12 protein-coding genes are annotated in these 18,027 nt (G+C 66.5%); 8 read left to right on the top strand and 4 right to left on the bottom strand.

Annotation, left to right across the window (positions count from 1 at the left end; translation table 11 throughout):
* Positions 1-12 precede the first annotated feature (12 nt).
* Entirely contained in the window at positions 13-441 is a 429-nt protein-coding gene (locus tag ACOEQ1_RS10535; protein WP_419759204.1) for an organic hydroperoxide resistance protein, read from the bottom strand.
* A 354-nt stretch (positions 442-795) separates the two neighbouring features.
* On the opposite strand from ACOEQ1_RS10535, the gene ACOEQ1_RS10530 reads away from it, so the two are divergent.
* The 3 genes from ACOEQ1_RS10530 to ACOEQ1_RS10520 are packed head-to-tail and all read left to right on the top strand — an operon-like array spanning position 796 to position 4,124.
* Positions 796-2,157: an efflux RND transporter periplasmic adaptor subunit gene (locus ACOEQ1_RS10530; protein WP_419759203.1), complete on the top strand. Its 1,362-nt coding sequence runs from the start codon at positions 796-798 to the stop codon at positions 2,155-2,157.
* Positions 2,154-3,761 carry a DHA2 family efflux MFS transporter permease subunit gene (locus tag ACOEQ1_RS10525; protein WP_419759202.1) on the top strand — a complete coding sequence of 536 codons (1,608 nt, stop codon included), beginning with the start codon at positions 2,154-2,156 and terminating at the stop codon, positions 3,759-3,761. The genes ACOEQ1_RS10530 and ACOEQ1_RS10525 overlap by 4 nt, the downstream gene beginning before the upstream one ends.
* Positions 3,762-3,815: 54 nt before the next feature.
* Positions 3,816-4,124: a hypothetical protein gene (locus ACOEQ1_RS10520; protein ID WP_419759201.1), complete on the top strand. Its 309-nt coding sequence runs from the start codon at positions 3,816-3,818 to the stop codon at positions 4,122-4,124.
* Here ACOEQ1_RS10520 and prfB read toward each other — a convergent pair.
* The 3 genes from prfB to ACOEQ1_RS10505 all read right to left on the bottom strand — a co-directional run bounded on the left by prfB (position 4,121) and on the right by ACOEQ1_RS10505 (position 8,706).
* Positions 4,121-5,252, bottom strand: a protein-coding gene (gene prfB / locus ACOEQ1_RS10515) for a peptide chain release factor 2 (RefSeq protein WP_419759200.1) whose coding sequence is annotated in 2 segments (ribosomal slippage) — positions 4,121-5,182 and positions 5,184-5,252 — 1,131 coding nt in all. Because the reading frame shifts where the segments join, the coding sequence is not laid out codon by codon here. The genes ACOEQ1_RS10520 and prfB overlap by 4 nt on opposite strands.
* A 6-nt stretch (positions 5,253-5,258) precedes the next feature.
* Positions 5,259-7,910, bottom strand: coding sequence for a penicillin-binding protein 1A (locus ACOEQ1_RS10510; RefSeq protein ID WP_419759199.1), 2,652 nt, complete (start codon positions 7,908-7,910; stop codon positions 5,259-5,261).
* Positions 7,911-8,022: 112 nt separating this feature from the next.
* Entirely contained in the window at positions 8,023-8,706 is a 684-nt protein-coding gene (locus ACOEQ1_RS10505) for an N-acetylmuramoyl-L-alanine amidase family protein (protein WP_419759198.1), read from the bottom strand.
* A gap of 790 nt (positions 8,707-9,496) precedes the next feature.
* Between ACOEQ1_RS10505 and ACOEQ1_RS10500 the strand changes: the two genes are divergently transcribed.
* The 5 genes from ACOEQ1_RS10500 (at position 9,497) to ACOEQ1_RS10480 (ending at position 17,838) form a co-directional block, all read left to right on the top strand.
* Positions 9,497-13,045 carry an Rne/Rng family ribonuclease gene (locus ACOEQ1_RS10500; RefSeq protein WP_419759197.1) on the top strand — a complete coding sequence of 1,183 codons (3,549 nt, stop codon included), beginning with the start codon at positions 9,497-9,499 and terminating at the stop codon, positions 13,043-13,045.
* A 445-nt stretch (positions 13,046-13,490) separates the two neighbouring features.
* Positions 13,491-14,552 (top strand): acyltransferase family protein, encoded by a 1,062-nt coding sequence (locus tag ACOEQ1_RS10495; RefSeq protein WP_419759196.1) that lies wholly within the window; start codon positions 13,491-13,493, stop codon positions 14,550-14,552.
* Positions 14,553-14,587: 35 nt separating this feature from the next.
* Positions 14,588-15,901 carry a proline--tRNA ligase gene (gene proS, locus ACOEQ1_RS10490; protein ID WP_419759195.1) on the top strand — a complete coding sequence of 438 codons (1,314 nt, stop codon included), beginning with the start codon at positions 14,588-14,590 and terminating at the stop codon, positions 15,899-15,901.
* A 10-nt stretch (positions 15,902-15,911) separates the two neighbouring features.
* Positions 15,912-17,165, top strand: a complete 1,254-nt coding sequence (locus tag ACOEQ1_RS10485; RefSeq protein WP_419759194.1) for a lipoprotein-releasing ABC transporter permease subunit — start codon at positions 15,912-15,914, stop codon at positions 17,163-17,165.
* Positions 17,158-17,838 (top strand): ABC transporter ATP-binding protein, encoded by a 681-nt coding sequence (locus tag ACOEQ1_RS10480; protein WP_419759193.1) that lies wholly within the window; start codon positions 17,158-17,160, stop codon positions 17,836-17,838. Before ACOEQ1_RS10485 ends, ACOEQ1_RS10480 begins: the two co-directional genes overlap by 8 nt.
* The last annotated feature ends 189 nt before the right edge of the window (positions 17,839-18,027 follow it).

Raw genomic sequence — 18,027 nt, 5'->3', positions numbered from 1 at the left:
GGCGGCACTGCCTCAGACCACCGTCAGCTTTACGTCGACGTTATTGCGCGTGGCGTTCGAGTAGGGGCAGACCTCGTGCGCCTTGTGCACCAGTGCCTCGGCCTCCTCCTTCGGCACGCCCGGAAGCGAGACCGCCAGCGCGACCTCGATGCCGAAACCGCCCTCCGACCGCGGGCCGATGCCGACCGTCGCCTTGACCGTCGCGTCGTTCGGCACCTTCGCCGTGCCGCCCTGGGAGGCGACGAACTTCATCGCGCCGATGAAGCAGGCCGAATAGCCGGCCGCAAAAAGCTGCTCGGGGTTGCTGCCGTCGCCGCCGCCGCCGCCAAGTTCCTTCGGCGTCGATAGCTTAACGTCCAGCGGGCCGTGCTCGACGGTAGCGCGCCCATCACGGCCACCGGTCGCGGTGGCGCTGGTCGTGTAGAGAACCTGTGTTGGCATTGTCTGTTTCTTTCGTGTCTGGCGGAACCCTGGCATGGGTCGGCGAACTATGAGGCGCACGGGCTCCCCTGTCACTCAGGCCTGCCCGGATCCTTGACTGCCCGGCCAGCCCAGCGCGCCTCCCTTTACGAAGCTGTGATCGTCCCCATCAGCCGAACAGACTGGTGCGCTCGACGCGGCCGACCAAATGCGCTACCGCTGACCGATCGGTCAGCGGCGGGCTATCCCGTCCTCCGCAGCCGGGCGTTGCAGTACAGGACCCAGAATGGCCGATCCGAACCCTGACGAGCCCCGCCGGACGGCGACGCGCCTCGTCGTCATGATGCCACCGGCCACCCAGGATCTCGCGCAGTCATGAGCGAGCACACCGAGACCCCGCTGCCCAACGGATCGGCCGCAGGCCACACGATCGTCAACAGCGGTGGAACGCAGATCGTGCCGAGCCAGGGGCATACCGGCAGCACGACGGTGAACGCCGGCGGCACGCAGATCATCTCCGCGCGGGAGGGTGACGGAGAACAGAAGGACAAGCAGGCCGAGAAGCCGAAGCAGGAAGACGGCAACAAGGGCGGCAACGCCAATGATGGCGGCGGCGGCGGCAAGGGCGGCGGCGGGCAGGGCGGCGGCCACAAGATCCGCAATCGCCTCATCTTCCTCCTCGTTCTGTTGGTCGTCGCGATTGGCGCCTTCATCTACTGGTGGACGGGCCGGAACTTCGTCGACACCGACGACGCCTACACCGATGGGCGTGCCGTCTCCATCGCCCCGCGCGTCTCAGGCCAGGTTGTGGCGCTCGACGTGAACGACAACGAGCCCCTCAAGAAGGGGCAGGTGATCATCCAGCTCGATCCGCGGGACTATCAGGCCGCGGTCGACAAGGCCGCGGGAACACTGCTGCAGGAGCAGGGGCAGCTGGAACAGGCCGAGATCAATCTGGCCAAGGCCAAGACGACCTTCCCGGCCAACCTGCTAGAGGCGCAGGGCAACCTGGAGCAGGCGCAGGCCAACCTGCTCAATGCTCAGCAGACCTATAGCCGGCAGCACAGGGTAGCGCTCGCGGCGACAACTCAGCAGCAGATCGATCAGGCGAATGCAGGCGTCGGCCAAGCGGAGGGCCAGCTCAAGCAGGCGCAAGGGCAGCTGCAGGTCGCCCAGCTCGTGCAGGAAAATATCGATCAGGCCGCCGCGCAGGTGAAGCAGCTGCAGGGCCAGGTCAAGAACGGTCAGGCGCAGCTTGACCAGGCGAAGCTCAACCTCTCCTATACGACCGTCCGCGCGCCCCAGGACGGCTGGGTGACGATGCGCAATGTCGAGGTCGGCTATTACCTCTCCGCCGGCCAGTCGATCATGGACCTCGTCGTGCCCGAGGTCTGGGTGACGGCCAACTTCAAGGAAACCCAGCTCTCCCGCATGCGGCCGGGCCAGACCGTGACCATCGCGGTCGACGCCTATCCGAGCCTGCACCTCAAGGGGCATGTCGGCAGCATCCAGATGGGGTCGGGCAGCCGCTTCAGCGCCTTCCCGGCGGAGAACGCCACCGGCAACTTCGTCAAGATCGTTCAGCGCGTGCCGGTGAAGATCATCATCGACAGCGGGCTGAAACCCGGCTTGCCGCTGCCGCTCGGCCTCTCGGTCGAGCCCACGGTCGATCTGGTTCAAACCACGTCGAACCCGAACAATGGCGGGTTCGAGAACGAGGCGCCGACGCAGCCATGAGCGCCAGCGCCACCGCGGCGGATACCAGGGCCGACGCCGACTGGAGGCCCAAGACGAACCCCTGGCTGGTGGCCATCGTGGTCACCATCGCGGCGTTCATGGAGATCCTGGACACCACCATCGTCAACGTCGCGCTGCCCCACATCGCGGGCTCGGTGTCGGCGAGCTATGACGACGCCACCTGGACGCTGACCTCCTACCTCGTGGCCAATGGCATCGTGTTGCCGATTTCCGGCTTCATCGGCCGCGTCATCGGACGCAAGCGCTACTTCATGCTCTGCATCGCGGGCTTCGTCGTCTTCTCCTTTCTCTGCGGCACGGCGACATCGCTCGGCCAGATCGTCATCTATCGCCTCTTCCAGGGCTTTTGCGGCGGCGGCCTGCAGCCCAATCAGCAGGCGATCATCCTCGACACCTTCGAGCCCAAGAAGCGAGGCTCGGCTTTCGCCGTGGTCGCGATCGCGGTCATCTTCGCGCCCGCCATCGGGCCGACGGTCGGCGGCATCCTGACCGACAGCTATTCCTGGCGCTGGATTTTCTGGATCAATATCCCCATCGGCATCCTTGCCCTCTTTGCGGTGGCCGCCCTCGTCGAGGACCCGCCTTGGGTGAAGCGGCAGAAGGCGCGCATGATCGATGCCGACTGGATCGGCATCGGTCTCATCGCCATCGGCATCGGCTGCCTGCAGATTTTCATGGACCGCGGCGAGGACGAGGACTGGTTCGGCTCGGGGTTCATCACGATGATGTTCGCCTTCGCCATGGTCGGCATCTCAGGGGCGGTCGTCTGGCTCACCACGGTCGACAAGCCAGTCGTCAACCTGAAGGTTTTCCTCGACCGCAACTTCGCGCTCGGTTCGCTCATGATCGGGGGTGTTGGCGCGGTGCTCTACTCGGGCGCGGTGCTCGTCCCGCAGCTCGCGCAATCGGAGCTTGGCTACACCGCTACCTGGGCCGGGCTCGTCCTGTCCCCCGGCGCGCTCGCGATCGTCGTGCTGATCCCCTTCGTGACCAAGGTGCTGATGCCCAACGTGCAGACGCGCTTCATCATCGCGTTTGGCTTCATCCTGATCGGCTGTTCATATTTCTATTCCAGCCTGATCGTGGTCCCGACCGTCAGTTTCTCGACGCTCGTCTATACCCGCATCTTCCAGGTGCTGGGCCTCGCCTTCCTCTTCGCGCCGGTCAGCACAATCGCCTACACGACGCTGCCACGCGCCCTCAACAACGATGCAAGCTCGCTTTTCGTGATGCTGCGCAACGTGATGGGTTCGATCGGCATCTCCCTGGCGACGGCCGGCGTCACCCAGCGCTCGCAGACCCATCTGTCTTATCTTCAGCCCTTCATGACGCCGCTCTACGAGCCCTACGTGCAGCTTGAGCAGCGGATCCGGGGCACGATGACGAGCCTCGGCTACAGCGCGGCGCAGATATCGAGGATGCTGCCGGGGGAGATCTACCAGATGTTCCAGGGGCAGGCCGCCCTGCTCGCCTACCGCGATCTGTTCGTCTATTGCGGCATCGCCGCCTTCGCCGTCATTCCGCTGACCTTCCTGTTCTCGCCGAGCAAGGCCGGCGGCGGTGGAAAAGGCGGCGGCCATTGACCATGCCGGTTGGAGAGCACAAACCTCCAACCGCAATCAGCGGATGATCCGGCTATGAGCGACGATGTGAACTCTCCCGCCACCCGCGCCCGCTCGCTTGCCGAGCGTCTGCGCGCGGAGGGGCACGATACCCAGGCCGATCATATCGAGGCGACGCTCGGCCAGCATGACGCGGCTGCGGATGACGGCTCCGGGCACGGCTTTCTGCACGCTCTGCGCGATGCCTGCCAGACGGTGCTGACGGCGATCGAGGCCATCGATCCGTCCTCCGGCACCGCAATCGAGGAACTTCGCCTCGAGGTCGACAAGCGGCTCATGCCGCATGGGGTTCCGGACGCCGAGCCCGAGGAACCGATCCGTTAACGCGCCGCGGCGCTTGCTTCGCTGCGGGTGGCGCCGACGCGGGCCGCGAGAGCCGCGGCCATGAATTCGTCGAGATCGCCGTCGAGCACCGCCGCCGGGTTCCCCTTCTCGACGTTGGTCCGCAGGTCCTTGACCAGCTGGTAAGGCGCGAGGACGTAGCTGCGGATCTGGTGACCCCAGCCGATATCGGTTTTGGAGGAGGCCGCATCGGCCGCCGCCTCCTCCTGCTTCTGCAGCTCCCGCTCGTAGAGCCGAGCCTTCAGCATGGCCATCGCCGTGGCGCGGTTGCGATGCTGGCTGCGATCGGTCTGGCAGGCGACGATGATCCCTGACGGGACATGGGTGATGCGGATGGCGCTTTCGGTCTTGTTGACGTGCTGACCGCCCGCGCCCGAGGCCCGGTACGTGTCGACCTTGAGGTCAGCCGGATTGATCTCGATTTCGATCGTGTCGTCGACCACCGGATAGACGTAGACGCTGGCAAAACTGGTCTGCCTGCGCGCGGCGCTGTCGAAGGGGCTGATGCGGACCAGCCGATGGACCCCGGCCTCGGTCTTCAGCCAGCCGTAGGCGCTCGGTCCGGACACCATGAGCGTCGCCGACTTGATGCCGGCCTGCTCGCCCTCGGACGTATCCATGATCTCGATCTTGTAGCCGTGCTTCTCGGCCCAGCGCATGTACATGCGCTCCAGCATCTCGGCCCAGTCCTGGGCCTCGGTGCCGCCGGCGCCGGCGTTGATTTCCATGTAGCAGTCGTTGCCGTCGGCCTCGCCCGAAAGAAGGCTCTCGATCTCGCGAAGCTTCACCTCATCCGCCAGGCGCTTGAGGGTCGCGATGGAGTCGGACACCATGCCGGCATCGCTTTCCGCCTCGGCCATCTCGACGATGTCGATCGTATCGGCAACCTCTGCCTCGATACGGCGCACGGCGTCGATGTTGGTAGCGAGGCGGGTACGCTCGCGCATCATCGTCTGCGCAGCGCCGGCGTCATTCCACAGGGCGGGGTCTTCGGCTCGCTGGTTCAGCTCGTCGAGGCGGGTCGTCGCGACATCCCAGTCAAAGATGCCTCCTCAGCAGTGCGACGGACTGCCTGATCTGTTCAGCGAGAGCTTCGGTTTCAGCGGACATCGCGGGCTAATACAGGCCGCCTACCGCGTTGTCGAGCCCACCGGAGCCCGAGCCGGAGCTGGAGGCGGAGCCCGTCGGCGCCGGGGTGGAGGCGTTGCCGTCGCCTGCCGTGACGCCCCCCGCGCTGGCCGCGGCGGCGTCTTCGGCGTCAGTGCCCGCGGGCGCGCTACTAGCGCTCGCAACATTCGTCTTGAAGGCTTCGGGCACGCCGCCGGTGTTGCGGATCACGATGCCGGGCGGCTGCGCGAATGGAACCTGGGGCTCGTTCTTCAGCGCAGCCGTCATCACCCGGTTCCAGATCGGCCCCGCGACCGTCGCGCCCTGCTCGTTATCGCCAAGGCTCTGCGGGTTGTCGAAGCCGACCCAGGTGGAGGTCAGCCGCGTGGGCGTGAAGCCGGTGAACCAGGCGTCCTGGAAATCTTCCGTGGTCCCGGTCTTGCCGGCCGGCGTCCAGCCCTGAAGCCCGAGGTCGGCGACGCGCCCGGTGCCGCGTGTCATCACGCCCTGCATCATGGTGACGAGCTGGAACGCGCTCTGCTGGTCGGCAAGCTGGCTGCCGGCATAGGCGAGGACGGGAGGCTGATCCGGAGCCGGGTTGGCGCAGTTGCCGCATCCGACCTCCGGTGCGCGATAGAGGACGTTGCCGGCTGAATCCTCGACGCGGTCGATGAAGCTCGGCGTGACCTGCCGGCCCATCTGGCTGAAGCCGGCATAGGCGCTGGCCAGACGCAGCATCGTCGTGTCGATCGCACCGAGCACCGCCGGGTAGATAAGGGGCATCTTGTCGACGACCCCGAAATCCACGGCCGTCTTGGCGATGGGAGCGAGACCGATGCGCGCCGCGAGATGCAGCGTCGCCAGGTTGATCGACTGTTCCAGAGCCTCGTGCAGAGGGATCGGCCCCAGGAAGTTCGCCTCGTAGTTGCCCGGGCGATATTGCGAGCCATCGGACATGTTGACGACAAAGGGCGCGTCCAGCACCGTCGCGTCGGGCGGGATGTTCTGCTCCATCGCCGTCAGATAGACGAACGGCTTGAAGCCGCTGCCGGGCTGGCGCTCGGCCTGGGTCACCCGGTTGAACTGGCTGAGCCCGTAGCTCCAGCCGCCGGACATGGCGAGCACACGGCCCGTCAACGGGTCCATGGTCATCACCGCGCCCTGCACCTGCGGAATTTGCCGCAAGGAGACATCGCCGTTTGCGGAGGCGTTCGGTTCGACCATCACCACGTCGCCGGCCGTCACGACATCATCCATCCGACGCGGGGAAGAGCCGAGATCGGCGCCGAAATTCTTGGCGTGCCGCGCCCATCGCACAGTCGACAGGCTGAGCGTGCCGGTCTCGGTCGCGCCGATCGGTCCGCCGCGCCGGCTGGGCCCAAGCCAGCCGACATTGGCGGTCGTCGGCGTCGTGCTCAGCACCACCGCGAGGGCCCAGTTGGAAAGCATCCCCGGTGGCGGCGTAAGCGCACCGAGGGCCGTCTGCCAGCTGCCGGTTGAGAGATCGATATGAGTGACGGGTCCGCGCCAGCCATCGTGGCCGCGATCGTAGTCCATCAGACCTTGCCGCAGGGACGTATCGGCCGCCGCCTGCAGACCGGGATCGAGGCTGGTGAAGACGACGAGGCCGCCATCCGTCGTCCGCTTTTCGCCGAACAGCTGCACCAGCTGTTGCCGCACGGCATCCGCAAAGTAGCCGGCGCCGGGCACCGTGGCAGGGCGAGGGCTCGCCCGCGTCAGCAGCGGCTCGGCCTTGGCGGTCGTCGCCTGCGCCGCCGTGATGGCGCCGTCATCGGCCATGCGGTCGATGACCCAGTTCCGTCGCGCCAGGGCCGCCTGCGGCTCGCGATAAGGGTCGTAGTTGTTCGGCGCCTTGGGCAGCGAGGCGAGCATCGCATCCTGGGCGATCGTCAGCGTGTCGAGCGGCTTGTCGAAATACGCGGAGGCGGCGGACGCCACACCGTAGGACTGCTCGCCGAGATAGATTTCGTTGAGGTAGATCTCGAGCACGCGCTGCTTCGTCATCGCGCGGTCGATGCGGATGGCGAGGACCGCTTCCTTGATCTTGCGGACCAGGTTGATCTGGTTCTGCAGCAGGATGTTCTTCGCCACCTGTTGGGTGATGGTCGAGGCGCCGATCGGGCGGCGGCCGTTGCCGAAATGGGCGAGGTCGGTCAGCCCGGCACGGACGATGGCGAGCGGATCGATGCCCGGCTCATGCCAGTAGTTCTGATCCTCGGCCGAGACGAAGGCCTGCGCGACCAGCGGCGGGATATCCTCGAACGGCGTGTAGATGCGGCGCTCGGTCGCGAGCTCCGAGATGAGCTGCATGTTCGACGCATAGACGCGGCTCATGACCGGCGGCTGGTAGGTGCGGAGCACGTCGATGCTCGGCAAGTCGGAGGTGTAGTAACGGAACGCGCCATAGGCCCCGAGGCCGCCGGCCACCACCACCACGGCGGCGAGGCCGAACAGCCCGGTGATGGCGCGCGCGGCAATGACCCCGGCGCCGTTGCGCCGACGGGCGGCACGGCGCTCCCGGCGGCTCGGCTTGCGGTTCTGGGGGTTCCGCGGCGGCGGGTTGCCGCCACCGCCACCGCGTCCACGATCGCCGGCAGAGGGCCGCGCCATCGGGTCGCTGGCTCTCAAAGGCCCAGGCATTGGTCGCTGTTCCTTGTCATTCACAAAGATCGGTCATCCACACGGGGCGCGCCAGATGGCCGCGAATACAGGCGGATTTAGGGCGCCTCGTCTGTTCCGCTAGTGTGCTGGACTATCCCGCCATCCGGGCAGACTGTCGCGCAACATACCAAGCATCGACAGCATTGGCCATCGACTGGGTTATTCTGGCGCGGTGCGCCTGTTGCCGCAGTTCGGTTTCGTCCTTGTAGTTGGACATGAAGCCCATCTCGACCAGCACGCTGGGGATCTCGGTGGATTGAAGAACCGCGAAGGCGGCGTGGCGAGCGGGGCGGGGCAGCATCTCGGTCGCCGCGCCCAGGTTCTCGACCATATCCTGCTGAAGCTGGGCGGAATCGACGCGCGTTTCCCGCCCGACGAGGCTCGCGAGGATACGGGCGACCTCCGGCGAAACGCCGGTGAAGCCGGGACCGCCGAAGCGGTCGGCATTGTTCTCGCTGATGGCGAGCGCCGCCGTCTGCCGGTCGGAGGCGGTGGAGGCCAGCGTGTAGACGCTGGCGCCGCGAACATCGTGGTCCGTCACGGAATCGGCGTGCATGGAGACGAAGAGGTCGGCGCCATGATGCTGGGCGATGGCGACCCGGTCCTCGAGCGGGATGAAGCGGTCGGTCGCACGGGTCATGGCGACGCGGTAGCGGCCGCTGGCCTCGAGCCGCTGCCGGAGATCATGGGCTGCGGCGAGCGACACATGCTTCTCATAGGTGCCGGCAACCCCGATGGCGCCAGGATCCTTGCCCCCGTGCCCGGGATCGAGCATGACCAGCGGAGCCGCATGGCCGCCGGCGGTTCCGCTGCCGTGCAGGTCGAGCGGCCGCCGGTGATGGTGCCTTGTCCGCTGCCCAGGCGATTGCCGGACGCAGCCAGTTCGGCAGCAGGACAGTGGCGCTGACGCCCAGGCCGAGCAGCAACCGGCGCTCGGTCATTCGCTTGTTGAGCTCGTCGCTCATGTCCAGTGGTCCGGTTCCTGACAGTCGGTCGACACAGCAGCGTCTTGACACGAGAGCTTCGAGTAATCCTGTTCGCGATTGATTTGCAAGTAAATTTGGGGTGGTCGAAGAGGCCTCGCCGAGGCGACGATTGGCAGTCGCAGGCTGGAATCGGGCCGGTAACTGCCAATCGGTGGGTCTTGCGCCCGGCGCTATTGCATGTCCGGGGCGATTAGGTCATTTTCCTGTTCGAGACCTGAAGTGGGATGAGCCGGGTTATGTCGGCCCCAACTTCATGTATCCGACGCATTCGTCTTGCCGGGTTGCGACCCGGCCATCCCCGAGATCTTGCCCCGGCGACAACGCCGGCCGGACGGGTGGGGGCGAGCGCGAGGCGCTACTCTGTTTAACTGCCGCACTGCCTGCAACCGGGCGTGCCCTCCATCCCGATAGGAACCTGTTCGAGCCCCATGATCGTTGTCTCCCCAAAAGCGAACCAGTCGCTGGCGAGAATTCGGTCATCCCGCTTGTCGAACACGGGACCATCGCTTCCCCCACTTCAAATCCGCCGCCAGATGGCGGCCGCGCTCCCTCAGGGAGTGCGCCGGAGTCCCCTTCCACATGACCAAGCGCATGCTGATCGACGCGACACACGCGGAGGAAACCCGTGTCGTCGTTCTTGATGGTACTCGTCTAGAAGATTTTGATGTCGAGACCTCGACCAAGAAACAGATCAAAGGCAACATCTACCTTGCCAAGGTCATCCGGGTAGAGCCGAGCCTGCAAGCCGCCTTCGTCGAGTACGGCGGCAACCGGCACGGCTTCCTCGCCTTCAGCGAAATCCACCCGGACTATTACCAAATCCCCGTCGCCGACCGGCAGCGGCTTCTAGAGGCCGAAGCAGCCGAAGCGCGCGCCGAGGCCGAAGCCGAAGACGCCGAGGATGCGGCGCAGGAGCAGGCGACGAGCGGCGCCGGAAACGCCCCCCGGCACCCGGTGATCTCCGAGGTCGACGCGGCCGAGCCGGCCTTCGAGGCTGCCGTGGAAGCCACGGGGGATGAGGCGGCGACGTCGGCGTCGCCGACCTCGGCCGACGAGGTCCCGGAGCCCGCGGCGGCGGACGAGGGTTCTGAGCCCGTCAAGCCGGCGGCCGATCAGGCTTCGGCTGACGCGGAAGCCCCCCACCACCCGATCACCTCCGAAGTCGACGCATTCGAGCCTGCCTTCGAGGCGGCCGAGGCGGCGGCACAGGATGACGCCGGGCCGCAGCCCGAGAACGATGAGCGCCCGCATCCGCGTGCCCAGGCGATCGAGATGGTGCGGGAGATCGTGATCGGCAGCGAGCCGCCGCCAGCGGATGAGACGACGCCCGAGGACGCTCCGGCCGAGGAGCTTCCAACGTCGGAAAGCCGTTTCGTCGCAGTGCCCGTCATGCCCGAAGAGGACACGGGTGACGACCGGGGCGAAGACCGGAGCGAAGAGGGCGCGCCGGAAACCTTCGGGGGCACCGACCCCACCGAGGAGAACGGCGTGCGCCGGCAGCCGCCGCGCTATGCCCGCAACTACAAGATTCAGGAGGTCATCCATCGCCGCCAGATCATGCTGATCCAGGTGGTGAAGGAGGAGCGCGGCACGAAAGGTGCGGCGCTGACCACGTATCTATCACTTGCCGGCCGCTATTGCGTGCTCATGCCGAATTCGCCGCGCGGTGGCGGCGTATCGCGCAAGATCACGTCGGTCTCCGACCGCAAGCGGCTGCGCGAGGTGATCAAGGAAGTCGACATGCCGGCCGGCATGGGGCTGATCGTCCGCACCGCCGGGGCCAACCGTCCGAAGCCCGAGATCCGCCGAGACTGCGAGTATCTTCTTCGCCTGTGGGACGACATCCGCGAGCACACGCTGAAGTCGGTGGCGCCGGCGCTGATCTACGAGGAGGCGAGCCTCATCAAGCGCGCGATCCGGGACGGCTACACGCGCGACATCGAGGAAGTGCTGGTGGACGGCGAAGCGGCCTGGAAGGCCGCGCGCGACTTCATGCGCATGCTGACCCCGCAGCACGCCTCCAAGGTCCAGCTCTGGCGCGGCAGCGACATGTCGCTGTTCGCCAAGCAGGGCGTGGAAGCCCAGCTCGACGCCATGCTGAGCCCGACGGTTCAGCTCAAGTCCGGCGGCTACCTGGTGATGAACCAGACCGAGGCGCTGGTCGCGATCGACGTGAACTCGGGCCGCTCGACGCGCGAGCGGAACATTGAGGAGACGGCGCTCCGCACCAATCTGGAGGCGGCGGACGAGGCGGCGCGACAGCTGCGCCTGCGTGATCTCGCCGGCCTCATCGTGATCGATTTCATCGACATGGAGAGCCGCAAGCACAACGCGATGGTGGAGCGCCGCCTGAAGGACGCTCTCCGGAACGACCGGGCGCGGATCCAGGTCGGGTCGATCAGCCACTTCGGGCTGATGGAGATGAGCCGTCAGCGGCTGCGGCCATCCCTCGCGGAGACCGCCTTCATCACCTGCCCGCATTGCCTGGGCACTGGCACCGTCCGCAGCGTCGAAAGCTCGGCCATTCACGTGCTGCGCGCGATCGAGGACGAGGGCGCGCGCCGCCGCTCGGCCGAAATTCATGTGCATGTCGCCGGTGCGGTGGCGATGTACATCCTGAACCAGAAGCGCGAACGCCTGATGACGATCGAGCGGACGCACGGCATGCAGGTGATCCTGCTGGCCGACGACAAGCTCGTGCCGCCCCAGATCAGGCTGGATAAAATTCGCCCCTACGTCGCGGCGGAGGCTCCGGCTCAGAACGGGGCTCATACCGGCGCGCCGATCGCCATGGATTATGCGACGCGCGAGGAGCCCGAGGACGACGACAGCTTCGTGCCGGAGGCGCGGGTCCAGCAGGCGCGTATCGCTGCGCCCATCGCCGAGGAAGTCGTCGCCGCGACCTCGACCGTTCCCGCGGCAGTTGCCGCTTCTCCCGCGGCCGACGAGTCGGGCGAGCGGAAACGCCGTCGCCGTCGCCGTCGCCGCGGTGGCAGGCGTGAGGAGAATGGCGATTCGCTCTTCCAGGCGGCCACGGATGGTGCGGCCGATAGTGAAAGCGAAGGCGACGAGTTCGAGCCGTGGAACGGCGAGGGTGAGCCGGATGGTGCGGCAGAGACCATGATGGGTGCGCCCGATCCCACGCCGGCGCCGGGCGAGCCAGCCGTTCCCCCGATGCCGCCTTCGCCGCAGCCACCGGTACCAGGACCCGGACCCGAGTTTCCGGAAGAGCCCGGGCGCGGCCCCGAATTGCCGCCGCCGAACGGGCCCGAGCCAGAACTGCCGGGCGAACCCGATGCCCCGGGGCCTGACATCATGCCGCCACCGGAGCCGTCGCCCGAGATGCCTGCGCCGGTCGCATTGGGCGACGGCGAGGGGCGCGGGCGCAGCCGTCGTGGCCGGCGTGGTGGTCGCGGCCGGTCCGGACGTGTCGCCGAAGGCGATCTCGGGCTGGAGGTTCCGGTCGTGCCGGCTTATCGCGGGCCGACGCCGGCTGATCCCTACGCCGGCACGATCGACGCCCTGTTCGCGGTGATGGATGCGGACGCGGATGTGGAACCGGTGCCGCCGGCGCAGGTGCCGCCGGAAGCGCCGCCGGTCGTGACGGCGCCTGTCGCGGCGCCGGCCGTTACCGTTCCGGAGCCCGAGGAGCCGGTGATCGAGCCGGTCGCCGCGCCGGAAGATGTGGTGCAGGCGGCAGATGCCGAGCCAGAGGCGCCAGCAGCTATGCCGGCCAAACCGGTGCGTGCGCCTCGTGCGCGGAAACCGAAGGCGACCGCCAAGGCAGCCGATCCGGTTGAGGTTGCAGCATCTGCCGGTGAAACGCTGCCGGCCGAAGCTGAGCAGGCCGAAGCGCCTGCTGCGGAGGCTAAACCTGCTCGTCGTCGCTCGAGCAGCCGGACCAAGGCGCTGCCGGCTGAGGCGCTGCCGGCTGAGGCGCTGCCGGCTGAGGCGCTGCCGGTTGAGGCAGGTGCAGGTGAGGTGCCGGACGCTCCGCCGCTGCCAGCGCCGGAGCCTGCGCCAGCTTCCACAGATGCTGAGCAGGCGGCGTCATCCGCCATCAAGCCGCTCGTAATCGGGGTCGATGCCCCGGCGGCTTCGAAGCGCCAGGGTTGGTGGAAGCGCTGATCCGCCATAGACGTGGAGACGAGGCCGGGGGCATTGCCTCCGGCCTTGCCACGATCACTTGGCGTGCAGCACCGACAGCCACTAACGGATGACAGGCGCCGAGCGAGGTGTGCCTACTTATTAATCAAGGTTCCGAACTTGCTCGATGAAGAGGCATGATTGTGCCCGGAAGCCCAATAATCTGCCTTTTAAACCCGGATTTATTGTGGACGGCTCTCAGGAGAGCTTCCATTATCCAGTCACGGACGAGGTTGATCCTCGTTTCGCCGTGTGACTGGCGTTTCCTCCCTAAACTTGGCCCGCGGCGCCCTCGGCGCGCGGGCCTTTTCTTTAGCCATGCGAATTAGCCGTGTCACGCGTTATTATTGGCTCGTCCAATAGTAATTTGTTAATAACCACGACATTTGTATTTGCGAATCCTTGAGCTTATAGCGAAGAGCTGGTTGTGACGCGGTTCGACCAGCGTGACGCTGTCCTATCCGATCTGACTGCGGTTCGTGGCTTGCTCGCGCTTTGGGTCTTCGCCTACCACGCAAATCTGCACCTGCAATTCGCGGGCTTCGGCAGCCTGATCGGCCGGGGCTATCTCGGTGTCGACGGGTTCTTCATCCTGTCCGGCCTGGTTCTGGCGCACCGGCATCCAAATCCATCTCAAACTTTTGCCGCCTATGGTGGATTCTGGTGGCGGCGCCTCGTCCGCCTCTACCCGACCGCGGTCGCCATGCTGTTGCTCCTCGCAGCCGGGCTTATGGTGGCGCGCTTCGGAGGCGTGCGTCCGCACGATGCCTACCGCGCCGACGGGCACGAGTTCACGCTCCAGCTCCTGATGCTCAATGGCTGGGGCTTCAGTCATGGCTGGACCTGGAACTACCCATCCTGGTCGATCAGCACCGAATGGGCCGGCTACCTGCTGTTCCCGCTTCTGGCGGTGATCGTTTCCCGCTGCGACGGCCCTGCCGTGGCTTTGGGCTCGGTCGCCATGGGAGTCGCCCTTCTGCTGCTGTCCAGCCTCTCCGCACCCGGCTTGAACCTCACCTATCAGGGCGCCCTGCTACGGTTCTTCCCCGAATTCTTCGGCGGGATACTCCTTGCCCGTCAACTCCGTCTGGGTCTGCCTTGGCCGCTTTGGCTTATGGCGGCCATAGGCATCGGAGTGCTGTCTCTCGGCATATGGCTGCGGGCGATGACGACGGCCGGCGACGCCGTGACCACGATCGGGTTGTGGCTCATCATTGGAACGCTGGCTGCCGGCCAGCAGCGGGTGTTCGGCCGCCTGCCTGCGCTGCTGACGCTCGGGGCGATCTCCTACCCGTTCTACATGGCGTACGCGCCGGTGGAGCTGATCTTCTCCCGCGCATGGGGGCACTGGCATCTGGACCCGACGCGTTGGCCATATCTGTGGCTTATGCCCATGTTCGCGTGCGTCCTCGCGCTGAGCTGGGTCACGGCACGGCTGGTGGAGCGCCCTGCGCTTCGCTATCTGGCGGGGCATCATCAGGACCGGTAGGGTCCGGCCCGCAGAAGCAGAAGAGTGCCACCCCGATGCGTCTATCCCAGAGCCTCATCCCGACCCTCAAGGAAGTGCCCGCCGAGGCGCAGATCGCCTCGCACCGGCTCATGCTGCGGGCGGGCCTAGTACGGCAGACGGCGGCGGGCATCTATGCTTGGCTGCCGGCGGGGCTCCGCGTGCTGAACAATATCGCCGACATCGTGCGGGAGGAGCAGGACGCCGCGGGCGCTCAGGAAGTGCTGATGCCGACCATCCAGCCGGCGACGCTGTGGCAGGAGAGCGGCCGCTACGAGGATTACGGGCGCGAAATGCTGCGCATCCGGGACCGGCATGAGCGCGACCTGCTGTACGGACCGACCAACGAGGAGATGATCACCGATCTCTACCGGCAGTCGATCCGCAGCTACAAGGAGTTGCCGCAGATCGCCTACCACATCCAGTGGAAGTTCCGGGACGAGGTTCGGCCGCGTTTCGGCGTCATGCGCGGGCGCGAGTTCCTCATGAAGGACGCCTACAGCTTCGACATGGACTACGAGAGTGCTGTCGTGAGCTATCGCCGCATGATGCTGGCCTATATGCGCACCTTCCAGCGCCTGGGCGTGAAGGCGATCCCGATGGTGGCCGACACCGGCCCCATCGGCGGCGAACTCAGCCACGAGTTCATCATCCTGGCACCGACCGGGGAGAGCCAGGTCTTCTACGATGCCGCCTTCGAGGAACTGGATTACAGCGCCGCCAACTTCGACATTGCCAGTCGCGACGACCTCGGTCGTTTCTTCGAGACGATGACCAACAACTACGCGGCGACGGAAGACAAGCACGACTTGGAGGCCTGGGAGCAGGTCGGCGCGGATCGCCGCCGCGAGGGGCGGGGGATCGAGGTCGGCCATATCTTCTACTTCGGCACAAAGTATAGCGCCGCGATGAACTTCGCCGTCACCGGAGCGGACGGCCAGAAGGCCAACCCTGAAATGGGCAGCTACGGCATCGGCGTGAGCCGCATGGTCGGTGCGCTCATCGAGGCGAGCCATGACGAGACCGGGATCATCTGGCCGGACAGCGTGGCGCCGTTCAAGGCGGGCATTTTGAACCTCAAGCAGGGCGATGCCACCACCGATGCCATGTGCGAAACGATCTACGCGAGGCTTCGCAAGGTGGCGCTCTACGACGACCGCACCGAACGCGCGGGCGTGAAGTTCGCCGACGCCGACCTCATGGGGCATCCCTGGCAGATCATCGTCGGTCCGCGCGGAGCGGCGGCGGGCAGGGTAGAGCTCAAGCGCCGTGCGACGGGCGAGCGCGAGGAACTCACCATCGAGGATGCGCTGGCGCGCGTCGGCGCTTGAAGCGCATCTGATGTTCGGTCCCTTTGAACGTGCCGTGGCGGGGCGCTACCTGCGCGCCCGCAAAGGCGAACGTTTCGTCTCCGTCATTGCCATATTCTCGCTGGTCGGCATCGCCCTCGGGGTCGCCACCCTCATCATCGTGATGAGCGTCATGAACGGCTTCCGGCAGGATCTGCTCTCGCGCATCCTCGGCCTCAACGGCGATCTCGGCGTCTTTGGCGCGGGCGGCACCCAGATCGCCGAGTACGACGCCATGGCTGGAACCATCCGCGGCATCCCGGGCGTGATCCAGGCGTCGCCGGTGTTCCAGGGCGAGGTGTTGCTGACCGGCAGCCAGGGTGGCGCGATCGGCGGTGTGGTGCGCGGCATCAGCCAGACGGACCTCGAGGCGCAGCGGTCGGTCTCGTCGCACATGCTGATGGGATCGATCAACGCGATGGCGGGCGACAACGCCGTCATCGTCGGCTCGGGTCTCGCGCAGTCGCTGGGGCTGACGGTCGGCTCCAACATCACCTTCGTGTCGCCGCAGGGCAACGCGACCGCCATAGGCACCATTCCGCGCATCCGCGCCTACAAGGTCGTCGGCATCTTCAACGTCGGCATGCAGGAGTATGACGCGACCTTCGCCTTCATGCCGATGCAGGCGGCGCAGACCTTCTTCTCGGCGCCCGGGCGGGCGACGCAGATCGAGGTGACGGTGCAGAACCCGGATCAGGTCGACGCCGTCAGCCGCCGCATCCGCGAGGCGCTACCGGGCGCGCCGATCGCGGTCATCGACTGGCAGCACTCCAACGACAGCTTCTTCGAGGCGGTGACGGTGGAGCGGAACGTGATGTTCCTCATCCTCACGCTCATCATCGTGGTGGCGGCGTTCAACGTCATTTCGTCGCTCATCATGATGGTGAAGGACAAGACGCGGGACATCGCGGTGCTGCGGACGCTGGGGGCGGGACGCGGCGCGATCATGCGCATCTTCCTGATGGCGGGCGCGTCCATCGGGGTGTCGGGCACGCTGATCGGGTTCGTTCTCGGCGTGGTCTTCTGCGCCAACATCGAGCGGATCCGCGAATTGCTGGAGCACATCACCGGCACGACGCTGTTCGACCCGACGGTCTACTTTCTCGAGGAACTGCCGGCGGTGCTGGATTGGAGCGAGGTGACGGCGGTCCTCGTCATGGCGCTTGCGCTATCTCTGCTGGCGACGCTCTACCCCTCCTGGCGGGCGGCGCGTACCGATCCGGTGGAAGCGTTGCGTCATGAGTGACCCGCTGGTGATGGAGGCGGTGCGGCGCAGCTACCGCACCGATGCCGGGACGCTGGACGTGCTGACATCGGTCGATCTGGCGCTGAAGGCGGGCGAGATCGTGGCGCTGGTGGCGCCCTCGGGCTCCGGCAAATCCACCTTATTGCATCTTGCCGGGCTGCTCGACCGGCCTGATGCCGGGCGGGTGCTGATGGATGGGCGCGACGCAGGCACCTTGCCGGACGGCGCGCGGACGGCGATCCGGCGGGACCGGATCGGCTTCGTCTACCAGTTCCACCACTTGCTGGCGGAGTTCACGGCGCTCGAGAACATCGTCCTGCCGCAGATGATCGCGGGCGTCGCACGCAAGCGCGCGGAGGTTCGTGCCGGCGAGTTGCTGACGGCCTTCGGCCTCGGCCACCGGCTTAAGCATCTGCCCGGCAAACTCTCGGGCGGCGAGCAGCAGCGCGTGGCGATTGCGCGCGCTCTGGCGAATGGCCCGAGCCTGCTGCTGGCGGACGAACCCACCGGCAATCTGGACACGGCGACGGCCGATATCGTCTTCAACGAGTTGCTGTCGGCGGTACGGGGCCAGGGCGTGGCGGCCTTGATCGCGACGCATAATCCGGATCTGGCGGCGCGTATGGATCGCCGGGTCACGCTGCGCGAAGGACGGGTGATGGAGATGGCCTGAGGCGGCAATCGCTGCGTCAGGCCGTGACGGACCGTCGTAAAACGGCTCGATGAACGGCCCGGACGCGGTGCTCACGTTGCCGGAGACCGGGATCAGCATCCCGATGTCCGAGCTTTACGCGGAGCTTGTCTTCTCCGATGCGGACGGCGAGGCGTGACCTGCTACAACTTCAACACGTCGCCTTCACGC

This window comes from Acidisoma sp. (assembly GCF_965199065.1).
Lineage (GTDB): Bacteria > Pseudomonadota > Alphaproteobacteria > Acetobacterales > Acetobacteraceae > Acidisoma.
Note: the sequence above shows the minus strand (reverse complement) of the source record. Positions and strands in the feature narration are given on the sequence as shown.